Origin of the sequence: Bacillus sp. FSL W8-0102, assembly GCF_038007225.1 — a bacterium.
In the GTDB taxonomy this organism is placed as follows: domain Bacteria; phylum Bacillota; class Bacilli; order Bacillales; family DSM-4216; genus Bacillus_O; species Bacillus_O smithii.
Map to the genome: position 1 here is coordinate 3,318,853 of NZ_JBBOWT010000001.1, position 16,080 is coordinate 3,334,932.

At 41.1% G+C, this 16,080-nt stretch carries 14 protein-coding genes; 3 read left to right on the top strand and 11 right to left on the bottom strand.

Annotated features, from left to right (window positions below; genetic code table 11):
- Nucleotides 1-10: 10 nt before the first annotated feature.
- The 5 genes from ligA to tnpA form a co-directional block, all read right to left on the bottom strand.
- A complete protein-coding gene (ligA, locus tag N1I87_RS15710) occupies nt 11-2,017 on the bottom strand; it encodes an NAD-dependent DNA ligase LigA (protein WP_327804629.1) in 2,007 nt (668 codons plus the stop codon).
- Between the two features lie 202 nt (nt 2,018-2,219).
- A complete protein-coding gene (gene pcrA / locus N1I87_RS15715; protein ID WP_341102817.1) occupies nt 2,220-4,427 on the bottom strand; it encodes a DNA helicase PcrA in 2,208 nt (735 codons plus the stop codon).
- A 48-nt stretch (nt 4,428-4,475) separates the two neighbouring features.
- Entirely contained in the window at nt 4,476-5,174 is a 699-nt protein-coding gene (locus N1I87_RS15720; RefSeq protein ID WP_341102819.1) for a heptaprenylglyceryl phosphate synthase, read from the bottom strand.
- A 503-nt stretch (nt 5,175-5,677) separates the two neighbouring features.
- Nucleotides 5,678-6,790, bottom strand: coding sequence for an RNA-guided endonuclease InsQ/TnpB family protein (locus N1I87_RS15725; protein WP_003353586.1), 1,113 nt, complete (start codon nt 6,788-6,790; stop codon nt 5,678-5,680).
- A gap of 11 nt (nt 6,791-6,801) precedes the next feature.
- A complete protein-coding gene (tnpA, locus tag N1I87_RS15730) occupies nt 6,802-7,200 on the bottom strand; it encodes an IS200/IS605 family transposase (RefSeq protein WP_003352529.1) in 399 nt (132 codons plus the stop codon).
- A gap of 154 nt (nt 7,201-7,354) precedes the next feature.
- Here tnpA and N1I87_RS15735 point away from each other — a divergent pair, with 154 nt between their 5' ends.
- On the top strand, nt 7,355-7,645 hold the full coding sequence (locus N1I87_RS15735; RefSeq protein ID WP_003354094.1) for a hypothetical protein: 291 nt from the start codon (nt 7,355-7,357) through the stop codon (nt 7,643-7,645).
- 372 nt (nt 7,646-8,017) lie between these two features.
- Here the strand turns inward: N1I87_RS15735 and N1I87_RS15740 are convergent, their stop codons facing one another.
- The 3 genes from N1I87_RS15740 to N1I87_RS15750 form a co-directional block, all read right to left on the bottom strand.
- On the bottom strand, nt 8,018-9,250 hold the full coding sequence (locus N1I87_RS15740; RefSeq protein WP_341102821.1) for an erythromycin esterase family protein: 1,233 nt from the start codon (nt 9,248-9,250) through the stop codon (nt 8,018-8,020).
- A gap of 148 nt (nt 9,251-9,398) precedes the next feature.
- Nucleotides 9,399-9,710, bottom strand: coding sequence for a YerC/YecD family TrpR-related protein (locus N1I87_RS15745; RefSeq protein ID WP_003354092.1), 312 nt, complete (start codon nt 9,708-9,710; stop codon nt 9,399-9,401).
- A 66-nt stretch (nt 9,711-9,776) separates the two neighbouring features.
- Nucleotides 9,777-11,516 (bottom strand): adenine deaminase C-terminal domain-containing protein, encoded by a 1,740-nt coding sequence (locus N1I87_RS15750; protein ID WP_341102823.1) that lies wholly within the window; start codon nt 11,514-11,516, stop codon nt 9,777-9,779.
- Between the two features lie 364 nt (nt 11,517-11,880).
- Between N1I87_RS15750 and N1I87_RS15755 the strand changes: the two genes are divergently transcribed.
- The gene (locus N1I87_RS15755; RefSeq protein ID WP_341101696.1) at nt 11,881-12,195 is read left to right on the top strand and encodes a YgaP family membrane protein; all 315 of its coding nucleotides are present in this window, start codon (nt 11,881-11,883) and stop codon (nt 12,193-12,195) included.
- Between the two features lie 289 nt (nt 12,196-12,484).
- Nucleotides 12,485-12,592, top strand: coding sequence for an EYxxD motif small membrane protein (locus N1I87_RS18145; protein ID WP_412677267.1), 108 nt, complete (start codon nt 12,485-12,487; stop codon nt 12,590-12,592).
- Here N1I87_RS18145 and purD read toward each other — a convergent pair.
- The 3 genes from purD to purN form a co-directional block, all read right to left on the bottom strand.
- Complete coding sequence (gene purD, locus N1I87_RS15760; RefSeq protein ID WP_341103449.1) at nt 12,570-13,838, bottom strand: phosphoribosylamine--glycine ligase; 1,269 nt, start codon at nt 13,836-13,838, stop codon at nt 12,570-12,572. The two genes, N1I87_RS18145 and purD, sit on opposite strands and share 23 nt — an antisense overlap.
- 114 nt (nt 13,839-13,952) lie before the next feature.
- Nucleotides 13,953-15,488: a bifunctional phosphoribosylaminoimidazolecarboxamide formyltransferase/IMP cyclohydrolase gene (purH, locus tag N1I87_RS15765; protein WP_341102825.1), complete on the bottom strand. Its 1,536-nt coding sequence runs from the start codon at nt 15,486-15,488 to the stop codon at nt 13,953-13,955.
- A gap of 15 nt (nt 15,489-15,503) precedes the next feature.
- Nucleotides 15,504-16,070, bottom strand: a complete 567-nt coding sequence (gene purN / locus N1I87_RS15770) for a phosphoribosylglycinamide formyltransferase (RefSeq protein WP_341102826.1) — start codon at nt 16,068-16,070, stop codon at nt 15,504-15,506.
- Between the last annotated feature and the right edge of the window lie 10 nt (nt 16,071-16,080).

Here is a 16,080-nt window from a genome sequence, read left to right on the forward strand (position 1 = left end):
AACGCACCTCTTATTTATTTAGTTCTTCCAACAGTTTCTCTTCATCCCAGATTTCAATATCGAATTCTCGAGCTTTAGCCAATTTCGAGCCAGCATCAGCACCGGCAATGACTAAATCCGTCTTTTTGCTGACACTTCCGGAAACTTTTCCTCCGAGTGCCTCGATCTTTTCTTTCGCTTCATTTCTTGTCAAAGCTTCCAGTTTTCCTGTCAGTACGATCGTTTTTCCGGCAAAATAAGAGCTGGATTGATCTCCGGAAACAGGCTTCGGCCCTTTATACTCCATATTGACTCCCGCTTCTTTCAGCTCCTGAATCAGTTCCAGTACTTCCGGTTGATGAAAATACGTGACAACGGCGTCCGCCATCTTCTCCCCAACTTCCGGAATCGCCGTCAGTTCCTCCACGTCTGCCTTCATTAATCGATCCAGTGTTTCAAAATGAACAGCCAGCGTTTTCGCCGCTTTGGCCCCCACATGACGAATACCGAGGCCGAACAATAATCTTTCCAAAGAGTTTTCTTTCGAATCTTCAATGGCTTTTAATAAGTTCGATACAGATTTTTCGCCCATTCGATCCAGCTGCAGCAGTTGATCTTTCGTCAATTGATAAATATCCGCTACGTCTTTCACTAATTGCTCCCGGAAAAGTTGAGCAATCACTTTTTCACCAAGTCCCTCAATATTCATGGCATTTCGGGAGACAAAATGGATCAGTCCTTCACGAATTTGTGCCGGACATTTTGGATTGATGCAGCGAAGAGCTACTTCCCCATCGAGACGAACCAGTTCGCTGCCGCATTCCGGGCAATGGCCAGGCATGTGAAACTCTTTTTCCTCCCCTTTTCGTCGCTCTTTGATCGGCCGCACGACTTCAGGGATGATATCACCGGCTTTTTTGATGACGACTTCGTCTCCAATTTTGATGTCCTTTTCCCGAATATAATCTTCATTATGAAGGGAAGCTCTTTGCACGGTTGTTCCGGCAACACGGACCGGTTCTAAAACGGCAGTCGGTGTCACAACGCCTGTCCGTCCTACGCTTAATTCAATGTCTAAAAGCTTAGTGACCACCTCTTCTGCAGGAAATTTGTAGGCAATGGCCCAGCGAGGGCTTTTGGCGGTACTCCCCAATTTTTCCTGTTGGGCTAATGAGTCGACTTTGATCACAATCCCGTCGATCTCATAAGGAAGAGTCGATCGTTTTTCCGTATATTCTTTGATATATTGGATGACTTCTTCAATGTCTTTGCATTTTCTCCGCTCTTTGTTCGTTTTAAAGCCGAGCCTGTCCAAATAGTCCAATCCTTCGCTATGGGATTGAATATTGACATTTCCACTGTTGCCGATGCCGTAAAGAAAAATATCTAAATTTCGGGAAGCGGCGATTTTGGGATCCAGTTGCCGAAGCGATCCGGCAGCGGCATTGCGAGGATTGGCAAACAGCGTTTCCCCTCTCTCTTCCCGTTCACGATTCAGCTTTTCAAACGATTTTTTAGGCATGAACGCTTCGCCGCGAACTTCGATTGAAACCGGCTCTTTCAACCTCAGAGGAATCGAATGGATGGTTCGCAAGTTCATCGTAATGTCTTCGCCGATTGCACCATCGCCGCGAGTAGAGCCTTGGATGAACACTCCGTTTTCATAGGAAAGGGAAACAGCCAATCCGTCGATTTTCAACTCGCATACGTACGAATATTCTTCGTTTAAAGATTCCCGAACTCTGCGATCGAAATCCCTCAAATCGCCTTCTCCAAACGCATTCGCCAAGCTTAGCATCGGAATATCATGACGAACTTTTTGAAAAGCTTCCAACGGCTGGCCGCCGACGCGCTGAGTCGGAGAATCAGGCGTTCTCAATTCAGGAAAAGCATTTTCTATTTCGATCAATTCTTGCATGAGCCGATCATATTCCGCATCCGGAACAGTCGGCTGATCCAACACATAATATTCGTAGCTGTATTGATTTAAACGTTCATGGAGTTCTCTTACTCGTTTTTCTGCCGTATGTCGCTCCATTTTGCCAGCCCTTTCTTTGTCTTACTTTTGCTACTTATCCAAAACCAAGCGTTTATCGATTCGCCAAAGGCGAATCGATGATTCATCAACGAAAATGCGCTTTCGCTTGCGAGTCTTTTCTTTTCCTCCAAAAAGAAAAGAGTTCAAAAAAGCTTCATATGTTCATATTCACGATAGATGAGTCTATTCTATTTTTCCCCATTCATACTTTTTGAATGGGGGCGAATTTCGCCAACAGTCTCTTTACTCCTGTCGGGCTTGGAAACGCAATATCGAGTTCCATATTTTCCTTTTCGCCTTTTACACTAACTACGGTTCCGATGCCCCACTTTTTATGTTCGGCTTTATCCCCGACTTTCCATGGAATTTCTTCTCCTCCCGTGGAAACCGCCATTGGCCGAATAGAGGCTTTTTGAGAAGAAGTCGAAGGATTGGATTGAAAACGAGTAAAAGTTTTTTTCTCGATGACCACTTCGTCCAATAGATCTTCGGGTATTTCTTGAATAAATCGGGAAACAGGATTCAAATTGGTTCTACCGTATAACGTTCTCATTTGAGCGTTCGTCAAATACAGCTCCTCTTCCGCTCTTGTAATCCCCACATAAGCGAGCCTCCGCTCTTCTTCCATTTCTTCTTCATCCATAAGCGAGCGGCTGTGAGGAAAAACGCCTTCTTCCATACCGATTAAAAAGACAACCGGAAACTCAAGCCCTTTCGCGGAATGGAGCGTCATTAATACAACCGATTGCTGATTGTTGTCCTCTTCATCTAATCGGTCAATATCCGCCACAAGAGCAAGATCCGTTAAAAAGGCGATCAAGCTTTTATCTTCGCTGTTTTCCTCGAATCCTTTTGTAACAGATAAAAATTCATCGATATTTTCCAAACGGCTTTGGGCGTCAAGCGTTTTTTCCGCTTTCAGCATATCCCTGTATCCGGACTTGTCCAACACTTCTTCCACCAGTTCCGTGACAGACAAGTATTCTTGCATTTGGGTATAGCCCTTAATTAAATCACGGAATTCAAGTACCGCTTTGGTGATTTTCGGGCTTAAACCGATAAAATCCGCTTCTTCCAATGCCTGAAATAGAGAAAGATCATTTTCTTGAGCATAGCGGGCGATTTTGTCCATTGAAGTGGAACCGATTCCCCGCTTTGGTACATTGATGACACGAAGCAAGCTGATATCATCGTCCGGATTGGCGATCAGTCTTAAATAAGCCAATATATCTTTAATTTCTTTTCGGTCATAGAACTTAATGCCCCCGACAATCGTATAGTCGATATTGGATTTCATCAGCACTTCTTCGACTACACGGGATTGTGCGTTCGTTCGATACAAAATGGCAAAGTCGGATAATCGTCTTTTTCCGCTTTCGACCAGCTCTTTAATTTTACCGGCGACAAACTGAGCTTCCGCCTGTTCATTTTCCGCCCGAAAGTACACAATCTTCTTCCCTTCCGGATTTTCCGTCCACAGCTTTTTCGGTTTGCGGTTGTAATTGTTTTTAATCACTTCATTCGCTGCCTGCAAAATTCTTTTAGTGGAGCGATAATTTTGCTCAAGCAGGATGACATGGGCATTCGGATAGTCTTTTTCAAACGATAAAATGTTGGAAATATCCGCCCCGCGCCAACGATAAATCGACTGATCGCTGTCTCCGACCACGCATAAATTTTGAAAACGCGATGCCAAAAGCTTTACGAGCAAGTATTGGGCTTTATTTGTGTCTTGATATTCATCCACATGTATATATTGAAATTTGCGTTGATAATACTCGAGAACGTCCGGCACTCGTTGGAACAGATGAATCGTCGTCATAATGAGGTCATCAAAGTCGAGCGATTGATTTTTCCGCAATCGTTTTTGATATTCTTCATATACTTCGCTGACAATCCGTTCATAATAGCTGCCCGCTTGTTTGCTGTAAGATTCCGGATCGATCAATTCATTCTTTAAAGAACTGATCGTACCGAGAATGGATCTGGGATCAAATTTCTTAGGGTCCAAATTTTTATCTTTTAAAATGCCTTTGATTACGGACTGCTGATCGGTTGTGTCCAAAATCGTAAAATTCCGGTTAAAGCCAATCCGGTCTATATCTCTTCTTAAAATGCGAACACACATGGAGTGGAAGGTTGAGATCCATACTTCTTCCGCCGCGCCGCCCATCAATTGGCTAACACGTTCTTTCATTTCGCGCGCTGCCTTATTGGTGAAAGTAATCGCCAGAATATTATATGGATTGACTGCTTTTTCCACCATTAAATAGGCAATTCGGTGGGTCAGTACTCTCGTTTTTCCGGAACCTGCTCCGGCCATAATAAGAAGCGGCCCTTCCGTTGTTTTCACCGCTTCCTGCTGCTCTTTATTCAATCCGCTTAACAGCTTTTCCGTTAAAAATTGCATGTTTTCACCACCGTTAGAACATTTGTTCTTATTATAACCGATTTTTCTCTACCGGCGCGGAATCTTTTTCACCATTTCAACGGTTTTTAAAGCACTTTCCAAATCGGTATAAAGGACGTTTCCTACTACAATAACATCGGCAACCGCCCCCATCTCGGCTGCTTCTTCAGGAGATTGTATGCCGCCGCCGTAAAAAACAACCGTATCGGTCAATGTTTCTTTTACTTTTTTCACAAGCCGGGGATCCCCATATGTGCCGCTGTATTCCAAATAAAAGATTGGCAAATGCAGCATCTTTTCCGCCAAACGCGCATAAGCAACAGCATCTTCTATATCTAATTCCGTATTTGCCTCGGTTAATTGCGCTGCTTTGGAATCGCCATTTAAAATGCAGTAGCCTTCCGCGAGCACTTCATCCCAATTCATTAATTCGCCGTATTCTTTTAACGCTTGATGATGAAGCCCCAGCACCCAATCGACTTTGGAGCTGTTTAATACCATGGGAATAAAATAAAGATCAAACCCCGGCGTGATCGCTTCAAGCGTAGAAACTTCCAATACACAAGGAACCGTGTAGCGGCGGATTCTCGACATTAAATGAAGCACTTGGTCGAGTGTGACTCCATCCGTGCCGCCGACGATCACCGCATCCGTTCCCGATTCGCAAATTTTCTCTAAACTATCATCATCTATTTCTTTATTTGGGTCCAGTTTGAACACATGGCGCCACTCGCGCACATCATACATCCAAATGCCCTCCATTTCATGATTTCATCTAACCATTATAGCATTTGTTTTGCTCTGCTAAAACCGGAAAAGAAGGAAATGAAGCGTTTCTATTTTTTGTTATAAATCCCTAAAAATATAAAACACCAGTTTTCTTTTTGGTGACAAAAACCACCCACACAGGTCATCGAACGATTCTCCTTTGATTTGTGAACGCCTTTTTCCTATCCGGACAGCGAAAAATATTGAAGATTTATACTCATTTATTGGATAATAAAAGTATTTTTTTCAAAAATATCAGAATATAAAAATTGCGGTGAAATCGCTTTGTACCCAATACGAATTTGTTAGCGTAAAAATCAACGCCTTGACGGGAAAAGCCAAGGAAGGTTATAAGGAGATTAGTGAACTACCCTCCACTTACCACCCTTTCGGGTCGCTTGAAGTGGGGGCTTCTCGGGTAATCCTATCTAACGATAAGAAATTGACCGAGCTTACCCTCTCGTTCCGAAAGTTATTATTCTTTATGCTAATATGCGTAATCCTTCATTTTTGATATTGATTGCTGAATTGTGATCACGATCTAATACAAAACCGCAAGAACATTCATATACACGTTTAGATAATGGCATTTCTTTTTCCTTGCCACAACAAGAACATTTCTTAGTAGAAGGGAACCACTTATCGATTTTTACAAGTTGTTTCCCTTGTTCTTTTAGCTTGTATTCTAAGAAAGTAGTGAACATACCCCAGCCATTATCATGAACACTTTTTCCAAAATTGAGGGCTTGAGACATTCCTTTCATGTCTAAGTCCTCAATGATAACTGCGTCATAGGTTGATGCTAATTCTTTTGATTTATGGTGAAGAAAATTCTTGCGTTGATTGGCAATTTTCTCTTGTAACTTTGCTACTTTCAAACGTTGTTTTTCCCAACGTGCAGAACCTTTTTTTCTGCGAGAAAGAATTCGTTGTGCTTTTGCCAGTTTGTCTAATGCTTGTCGATAGTACCGTGGGTAATTGGCTTTCTCACCCTGTTCACTCTCGACATATAGACCGTCCATAGCAAAATCTAAGCCAACTACTTTTTGAATCTTTACTGACTGAATATCTTTCTCGTATTCTGTCAAAATCGAAATATAATATTTACCTGTCTTTGTTTTAGAAATAGTACAAGATTTGATTTTATAATCAGCAGGTATTTCTCTATGTCGGTTCATTTTCATTGGCTTTTTGATTTTTGGTAGTTTGATATGACCATTTTCTAGCTTAATATTGCCGTTGACCATATTGGTTGTGTAAGATTGTTTATTTTTCTTGCTTTTGAATTTAGGAAACTCCGCACGACCTTCAAAAAAGTTCTTATAAGCATTTTGCAAATTGATCTGTGCGTTTGCTAAAGCTAAAGAATCCACTTCTTTTAGGAATGGAAATTCATCTTTGTATTTCGCTGGTGTCGGGAATGCTTGTTGTTTAAGCGTTTCTTTATCGTTTTTGAATTTCTCATACGTTTCCTTACGTTCTTCCAGCATCTTATTGTAGACAAAGCGAACACAACCAAATGTTTTGGCTAATTGGATTTTCTGTTCTTTATTCGGATACAAACGAAATTTGAAGGCTTTGTTTTGTTTGGCCATATCAAATCACCTCACTTCTGACCTTGATTTTCAATGTATTTTTTTATGACTTCTATTGGTGCACCGCCTGTTGTAAGCAGGCAAAAGCTTCTTGACCAAAACATCTCTTTCCATAGTCTTTTTCGGATATGAGGAAAGTTTTTCTTTATCAGTCGAGAACTTGCACTCTTATACGTATTGATGAACTTCGATAATTCAGAATTAGGATGTGCTTTGAATAGGATGTGGATATGATCCTTATCATGATTCCACTCTGTCAAAGTAATGTTGTATTTTTTTCCGATCTCAATGAACATATCTTTTGCAAAATCAGATATTTTATCGGTGAACACTTCTCTGCGATACTTTACAACTAATACAAGATGATAATGTAATAGGAACACTGAATGATTATTACTATCCAATTTCATTGATATATCAATCCTTTTTTATATATAAGACTGGTTATATCAAAACCTTTGGCTAAAGCCAACCGAAATTCATCTCCCTCCTACTCATTGGGCTACGCCCTGCACATTCCTTGAGGATGGGAGACTTCTTTCGGAAATCCGTTAAAGTTCTTACATGCTTTATAAGTTTTTACATGAATCAGAACGTTCTACATTAGCGGATATGAAAAAACATTTTAAAGCTGTACCGAAAACTAGTTTATATTACTATTATAGATCTCTTGTGATGATAAAATATTTAGAGAACGATTTAGAGACAACCATGAAATACTTAAAAAAAGCAGAAGAAGAATTACGTTATTATGAAAAAAGCGGGTTAGGTTTTTGGAAGCTGGAACGCACATTATTTCAATCTCTCCAAGAAAAAATAGCTTCGCCAAATAAAATGACGGAATTGTCAATATAGCCGATTGTCTTTTTAAGTGGATTGGAGTCAATATTTCGGGTATAAAAGTTAATCTCTTTTCCTGATTTAATCTTCAATTGGATGATGAGTTTGATACTCTAGAACCATGAGAAATAGAAGTCCAAAAGATCAAAGAAGTCAAAAATGTATTGTGGTATAGAGACAAATGTTGCACCGCGATAGAAAGAGTAAACGCATATCTAAAGAAGTAATCCAACTAAACAACGTACGTTACAAGACAAGAAAAAATATAAGTTCACTTTGACATCAAACATACTGATTTGTAATGCTTCAAAATGAGCCATAGACCGCTAAAAGCCAAAAACGGCAATTTATAGGAAGACTTCTGATGATCATACAATGAAAGTCATCTTAAAGATAATGAGGTGGTGAAACTTTTTTTATAAAGAAAATACCGTCCAACTGCTGCGCTGGAGTAATTAATTTTTGCATTGTTCCTGATTCTAATATAAGAGTTTTGTTAAAAATCCATTTGTTCAATTCGTTGGGTGATACATCTGAAAAATCAATGAAAGATATCGATGATTTATTATGGCTCATATAATCTTCAAGACTCTTTTTGGGAGGTTTAACTAAATCATATATTGTTTTATTATTTAAGGCCGCCTTCCCTTCATACATAAACAGTCCGAGATAATAGGATTTACTAACCATCTCTGGACTCATTAATGATCCCATAGGTTTGTATTTGATTAAATTTTCATAATTTTTATAAATATGGGAGTTGTGTGCCCATACTATAATTTTTTCATTCGGGTATAATTTTTCACAAATCCATTCTAGATTGTGTGCCATAATTTGATCTCTAATTTTCTGATAAGTACGATGTCCAGTGGCAAGGTTTGATAATAAAAGGCGTCTATTTTCTATGACTCTTTGAATTAATTGAAAATATATATGCATATCTTTGCTAATAAACTCTTTTTCCAACTCCTCTAATGTCTTATGTAGCGAGGAGAACAATTCTGTTAATTCTTTTTGGGTTTCCAAATACTCTTGCATAATATGTTTTGGTATTTTCTTCCCTTCTCCCTTTAACTTACCAATACGCATATACCAATCCATTGTTGCTTTATCCAAAGCTTTTATACTTAATTTGAATTTTAAGGGTAAATCAATATCCAGTTTGTCCAACAGATCTACAAATAAGTTTTGTTTGGATGAAGGTTGAAAATCAAATCCTATAAGATTCAAATCAGTTTCTTTTATTAATTCAAACAAAGGTAGCGTTTCTTCTGTTTTCCATAAAGAAAATATTGATTTATCCATAAGTTCATTTACAGAAATAGCATCTTTAAAGTAGTTAGCGCTATAGCATTCACTTAGGCCGCTTTCAAATGCTATTACCTTGAATCCCATTTTGTGATATAAGAATTCAATAAGTTTGGATTTTAAAAGATTATGCTCTGCAATTCCATGTCCATTTTCACCCAACCAAACGATTTGCTTATCCTTTAATATATTTTCTAAAAAATCAAAATCATTAATCCCACATTTTTCCAGGGATTCTATACCGTAACTGTGTTCTCTAACCCATTCCACAGCCTTTTTATATTTTCTATTCGTTAATTGAAAGATTGACATAATTGCCACCCGCTTCTTTTTTTATAATTAAGTCTTTCTTTTCAATAACTTCATACTTGGTAGCAAGGCTACTCAAGGGCAATCCTTATCGCTTCAAACTCCAATAAGCCATGCTAGAAGCAAGAAAACGGAGGAAAATCCCCCGTCATCATTCGCCGCTTTGCTCTTTTTCATTTTTGATTCTATCTAATACCATTCGATAAGCATCATTTCCATAATTCAAACAGCGCTTCACGCGGGAAATGGTAGCGGTGCTGGCGCCGGTTTCATTCTCAATTTTGTGGTACGTTTTCCCTTCCTGGAGCATTCTGGCCACTTCAAGGCGCTGCGCAAGAGATTGAATTTCATTAACCGTGCACAAATCATCAAAAAAACGATAGCATTCTTCTAAATCTTTTAACGATAAAACTGCCTGAAAAAGCTGATCCAACTCTTTGCCGCGCAATTTATCAATTTGCATCAACGATTCATACTCCTTTTCCCGATATTTTTGAAAATGGAATTGATATGTCTGTATTTCATTATTTTAACGCATTATAGTGGGAAAGAGTATAGTTTTTTTCATGACATCATAGATGCCGCGCGAAGTAACACGAATATACGGCAAATGGGTAGCTGACAGAAAAAGCAGTGTGTAAAAAGGATCAGAAAAAGAATAGCCGCGGTCGATTAACAATTTTTTCATCCTTTTTTCTTCTTTGATCAACTCTTCCATGCTCTGATCTGACATCATGCCGGAAAGCTTAAGGGAGATTTCATGAATGACTTTGCCGTTTTCCGCAAGAACAATTCCTCCCCCGATCTCTTTCATTCTTTGAAAAGCTCGACGCATTTCTTCTTTGCGTTTTCCGATCAATACAATATCGCCAGTGCTTGAAAAGGATGAAGCAAGACCTTGCACTCGATTGTCAAAACCTTTTAACACTGTGCTCACCCGCCATTGTCCGTTTCGGTCCAATAACAGCAAAAAGCTTTCATCATCCTCCGGAAGTTGATCCAATGAAATATCCCTTGTTAGTGAATATGGCTTCGTAATAACATCGTTGACCATCTGGATGCCAAACGGCATTGAAAACTGCAGATCTTCTTTTTTTAAATCCCAATGGAACGATATTGGTTTCAATCCCCAATTTTCCCATTTGATCGGATGGCCATGATACACCTTCGTTCCGTTCTTTTTGACCCACTGTCCTTTCGACAAAATGGAAACAGGCGTCGGATTGTTTTCGTTTTCCAGAAAATTAATATTGGCTACTCGTCCAGGAGCAATCATACCGTAATAATGATCGATTCGATAATGCTTTGCGACATTATAGCTGGCCATTTGGTAAGCATCCATCGTCGGAACGCCAAATTCCAACGCTTTGGCGATCATACGGTCGATCACCCCGTCTTCATAGAAAGAGGGAAAAGAGCCATCCGTTGTAAACGTCATTTGATCATACTGATCCAAACCCATTTCCCGAATTTCTCTTAAAAGGATTTCTAAATCTGGACGTATGGAAGAATGGCGCAAAGCTACCGTATATCCTTGCATCAGTCGTTTGTACACATCTTTTCCGGTCATCGATTCATGGTCGCCATCTGCTCCTAAAAGCGTCATTTTCGTAAGCGTTTTCTCCGAAGCTCCCGGAAAATGTCCTTCAATTCTTTTTCCAAGCCTCTTTGTTTCCTGTATCCAGTGAAGAATCATATCATCTCCGTCCAACAATTTTGGCCAGCCAGTCAGTTCTCCCCCTTGGATAACAAATCCGCTTTCAATCCATGATTTGACATCTCTATGCGAAAATTTTTCATCCTCTTGATTCAGTTCTGTCATCGGATCATACCGGCACCACCAAAACAAAGAGAACGGAAGCTTATTTAATTCATTCATCAAAGAAAACGCTTTCTTATTTTTCAAAAACAAGAACAACACAAGATTATCGCTGACGAAACTCGTTGTTCCTGATTGAGATGCATATTCGGCAAATGACTGGGGATTATAAAGTTGAAAAGGATGAACATGCGGCTCAATGTAACCAGGCACAAGCGTAAAATTTTCACAGTTTACTACTTCACATCCGTCTAGCTTTTGCGGCAGTTTCTCCCCGACATAAACGATGCGGTCGTTTGCGATCCAAATATTGGCTTCCACCCATCTTCGCATTGTGGAATGCAAAAATCGCGCGTTTTTCAGCAATATATTCGGAGGCTTTTCTCCGTCAATCACTGCCACATGATCTCTGAGCTGTCTGTTTTTCCACCGATAATGCTGTTCTAACATAATTAAGGGCCCTCCTAATTGTATTAAAACTTTCTACTATGGATTCTTCCCGTTCTCCTCTTTAAATATATGGGCTTATGCTGAACGGATGAATCATACACAAAAAGCTCTTTTGCTGAATGAAAAAAAGCTGTCATTGAAAAAACTGTCCTTTGCTGAAAAGATGAAGTGAATAGCTAAACATTCCGCCTGCTTCATTCGGTACTATGTCAAAAACGGAATCATCCTTTTTCCGCTTTTTGCAGTGGCGATGTTTACTGATATTCAAGGAAAAATGGTAATTTTAATAGTACCATATTTTGACGACAAACTCAGGGTAAAAAGAATGTAAAGTTTGAAAATTTAGTGAAAAGAGGCGATCCCTTTGAAAGTAAAACAAAATATCGGTCTTTTGAATGCTTTGATTCGAATAACCTGCGGACTCACAATGCTTGCATGGGGGACAGCTAAGCTTTCCAAAAAGCCTTGGCGGCAATCGTATTTGTTCATCGCTTTCCTAGGGGCCATGCGGGTTGGAGAAGGAATTTTACAATATTGTCCGCTGACCGACCTATGGGAAAACGGTTCTTTCATGAACCAGCAGAATAACCAAAACCGGCAAAATCAGCAAAACCAACAGAATCAACAAAATCAGGCGAACCGTAAGGAAGACATCGACATTCCTTACAATCCGTCATAAATATCTAAATCCTCGAGAAGTTTTTTTCAAAATCAGCTTTCACGAGATTGATGACAGTCTAAATAACATTAAATTGCGTCAGAACGTTTTTTTCAAATAGGAGGGCGCAGTCTACAAACAAGAAGGCACTTAAACAGAAAGCGAATAGCCTGAACAATCTTGAAATGCCGCCTGAATGTTTCAAAAGAAACTATCAGGCGGTTGATGACAAGAGTTAAGCATTAAGCACTATGAAAGGCAATTTCAACTGACCAAAAGGAGTGAACGAAAAATGTACAATCGGACGTTTATGGAATATATCACACACTCGTCATTTGCACTTATTCTTCTCATTGGAAGTATTGCTGCTCTCATCTATATTTTTTTCCGCATGTCTAAGAGGAGAAACGAGCAATAGCCCTTGCACCGATATCTTTTCGGTAAAAAAATCCGGGCTGATCCAATTTTTTCATTTCCCGGTAGACTTGCTGCTGGGCTGCTTCTACCGATGCACCGCTAGCCGCAACCAACAGAACGCGGCCGCCGTCGGAACAAATGGCTCCTTTCTCACTTCGAATCGTTCCCGCATGATAAACCGTCGCCTGCTCAATTTCATCTAATCCCTTGATGGGGACTCCTTTTTGATACGATTCCGGGTAGCCTTCTGAAGCCAATACAACCCCAAGAACCGCTTCCTCTTTCCATTTGAGTTGTGGATCTTTTCCGGCCAGCACATCTAAAAACACCTGCGCCAAATCGGATTCCAATCGCGGCAAAACTACTTGAGTTTCAGGGTCTCCAAAACGGGCATTAAATTCGATCGTTTTAGGACCTTGTATTGTCATCATCAAGCCGGCAAAGATAACCCCTGTGAACGGACATCCTTCTTTCACCATTGCCTTTGCACATGGCTCCAAAATTTCGCGGACGGATTGTTCGACGATGTCAGTCGGCAAATGTGGGACCGGTGAATAAGCCCCCATCCCGCCTGTGTTCGGTCCTTTATCGCCGTCATACGCCCGCTTATGGTCTTGAGCAGCGACCATAGGATATACTTTTTCGCCATGAACAAAGGCCATCAAAGAATATTCTTCCCCTTGCAGATATTCTTCAATCACCAATTTGGACGACGCTTCGCCGAATTTCTGATTCAAAAGCATTTCTTCCAGGGCCGATAACGCTTCTTCCAACGTCATGGCAACGGTAACCCCTTTTCCGGCTGCAAGCCCATCTGCTTTTAGCACGATAGGAGCCCCGTGTTGGACAATATAAGCTTTTGCTTCCTCGAACTCTTCAAATACGGCATAGGATGCTGTAGGGATCTGATACTTCTTCATCAATTCTTTTGCAAATGATTTGCTGCTTTCTAACTGAGCTGCCTTTCGATTTGGTCCGAAAACCGCTAATCCCCGCTGTTGAAAATAATCCACAATTCCGGCAGCCAATGGATTTTCCGGACCGATTACCGTTAATTCGATGCCTTCTCTTTCCGCAAAATCGGCTAAACCGGCAAAATCCATTTCGTCTATATTCACTAACTCCGCATCTTCAGCAATACCGGCATTGCCTGGAGCACAAAATACTTTTTCAACAAGCACGCTTTCATTCAGCTTTTTGCAGATCGCATGCTCCCGTCCGCCTCTGCCGACCACAAGGATCTTCAAACCAGCCACCTCTTTTCTCATATTCTCATTCGCCCTCAAAGATTAGGGGAGGTAAAAAGCCCTGTCAAAACAAGACTGTCGATCGTCGGGCCTTTTCATACTTCCCCAAACCGTTTAATGTTTAAAATGACGAACGTCTGTAAACACCATTGCGATTCCGTATTCATCCGCCTTTTTAATGGAATCCTCATCACGGATCGATCCTCCCGGCTGGATGATAGCGGTGATTCCTGCTTTGGCTGCAGCTTCTACCGTGTCGTCCATCGGGAAAAAGGCATCTGAAGCAAGGCAAGCTCCTTTTGCCAAGTCGCCGGCTTGTTCAAGAGCAATTTTGGCAGCGCCGACGCGATTCATTTGTCCTGCTCCGATTCCTAACGTTCTTTCTTTGTTGGTCACTACGATGGCATTGGACTTCACATGCTTGACTACCTTCCATCCAAGCTTCAAAGCTTCCCATTCTTCTGCAGTAGGCTCTCTCTTCGTCACCGTCTTCAGCTCAGCTTCATCCAGCGAGAACGTATCTGGATCTTGGACTAAGAGGCCGCCTTCAACCGATGTCAATACTTCTTCTTTTTTCTTCTCACCCGTAAAAGGAAGGACTAACAGCCGAATATTTTTCTTCTTGGTTAAAATGTCCAGTGCTTCCTCTGTAAATTCAGGAGCCACCACAATCTCAAGGAAAATTTCATGCAGTTTTTCCGCCAGCTCTTTTCCGACCGGCCGATTAAGCGCCACAATCCCTCCAAAAATAGAAACTGGATCCGCTTCGTAAGCTTTTGCGTAGGCTTCTTCTATTGAATTCCCGATGCCCACTCCACACGGATTCATATGTTTGACCGCAACGGCAGCCGGTTCTTGAAAATCTTTAATGATTTGCAAAGCAGCGTCCGCATCGCGAATGTTATTATAAGAAAGTTCTTTGCCGTGCAGTTGCTTGGCTCTGGCAATGGAAAAATCCGAACCGAGCGGTTTTTGATAAAAAGCCGCCTTTTGGTGCGGGTTTTCACCATAGCGAAGCGTTTGTTTCAATTCATATGTATAAGTGACTCTCTCCGGATTCTCTTCGCCGGCAAGACGGGTCATATATTGCGAAATTAAAGCATCGTAAGCAGCCGTATGCCTAAATACTTTGGCAGCCAGTTTTCTCTTAGTTTCTTTGCTGACCTTCCCGTTTTCTTTCAGCTCGTCCAGCACTTTTCCGTAATCAGCCGCATCGACCAGCACCGTGACATACTCATGGTTTTTCGCTGCGGATCGAAGCATAGTCGGCCCGCCGATATCAATATTTTCAATGGCTTCTTCCGGCGTAACATCCGCTTTTTCAATCGTTTGTTGGAAAGGATACAAATTGACGCAAACGATTTCGATGGGCTCAATTCCTTGTTCGTTCATTTGCCGTTGATGCAGTTCGTGATCCCATTTCGCCAGCAGCCCGCCATGAATAAGAGGATGAAGAGTCTTCACACGGCCTTCCAATATTTCCGGAAATCCAGTTATTTCTTCGACGGCTGTGACCGGGATTCCGTTTTCCGCCAAGATCGTTTTGGTGCCGCCGGTTGAAAGAATCTCAAATCCTAAAGAAACCAGCCCTTTTGCAAACTCCACGATCCCTTCTTTATTGGAAACACTGATTAATGCCCGTCTTTTCATAGTTGATCTCCCTTTCTATTCATCCAATAATTCATTGATGGTTTTCGGATATAACTCATGTTCAACAGCCTGTATTTTTTTCTGAAGCGTTTCTCTTGTATCCTCAGCCAAAATGTTGACGCTTTGTTGAGCGATGATCGGCCCGGTATCCATTCCTTCATCGACAAAATGGATGGTAACCCCCGTCACTTTTACCCCGGCGTCCAAAGCTTGTCCAATGGCATCTTTTCCCGGAAACGCCGGCAAAAGCGAAGGATGAATATTCACGATTCGGTTGCGATAACGATTTAAGAGCGTAGAGCCGATCAAACGCATGTAGCCGGCAAGGATGATCCATTCGACGCCCCTTTTGGCTAACACTAATGCAATTTCGTTCTCAAACGCCTCTTTGGAAGGATACTCTTTTGCTCGAAAGGAAAACACAGGAATCCCCAAATGGCGTGCCCGTTTGACTACGTAAGCTTCCGGCTGATCGCATACAAGCAAGCAGATGTCCGCGTTTAGTTCCTTTCTTAAACTTGCTTCTGCCAGCGCCTGAAAATTGCTGCCGTTTCCAGACGCGAATATCGCCACTTTTTTCATTAGTATCCAA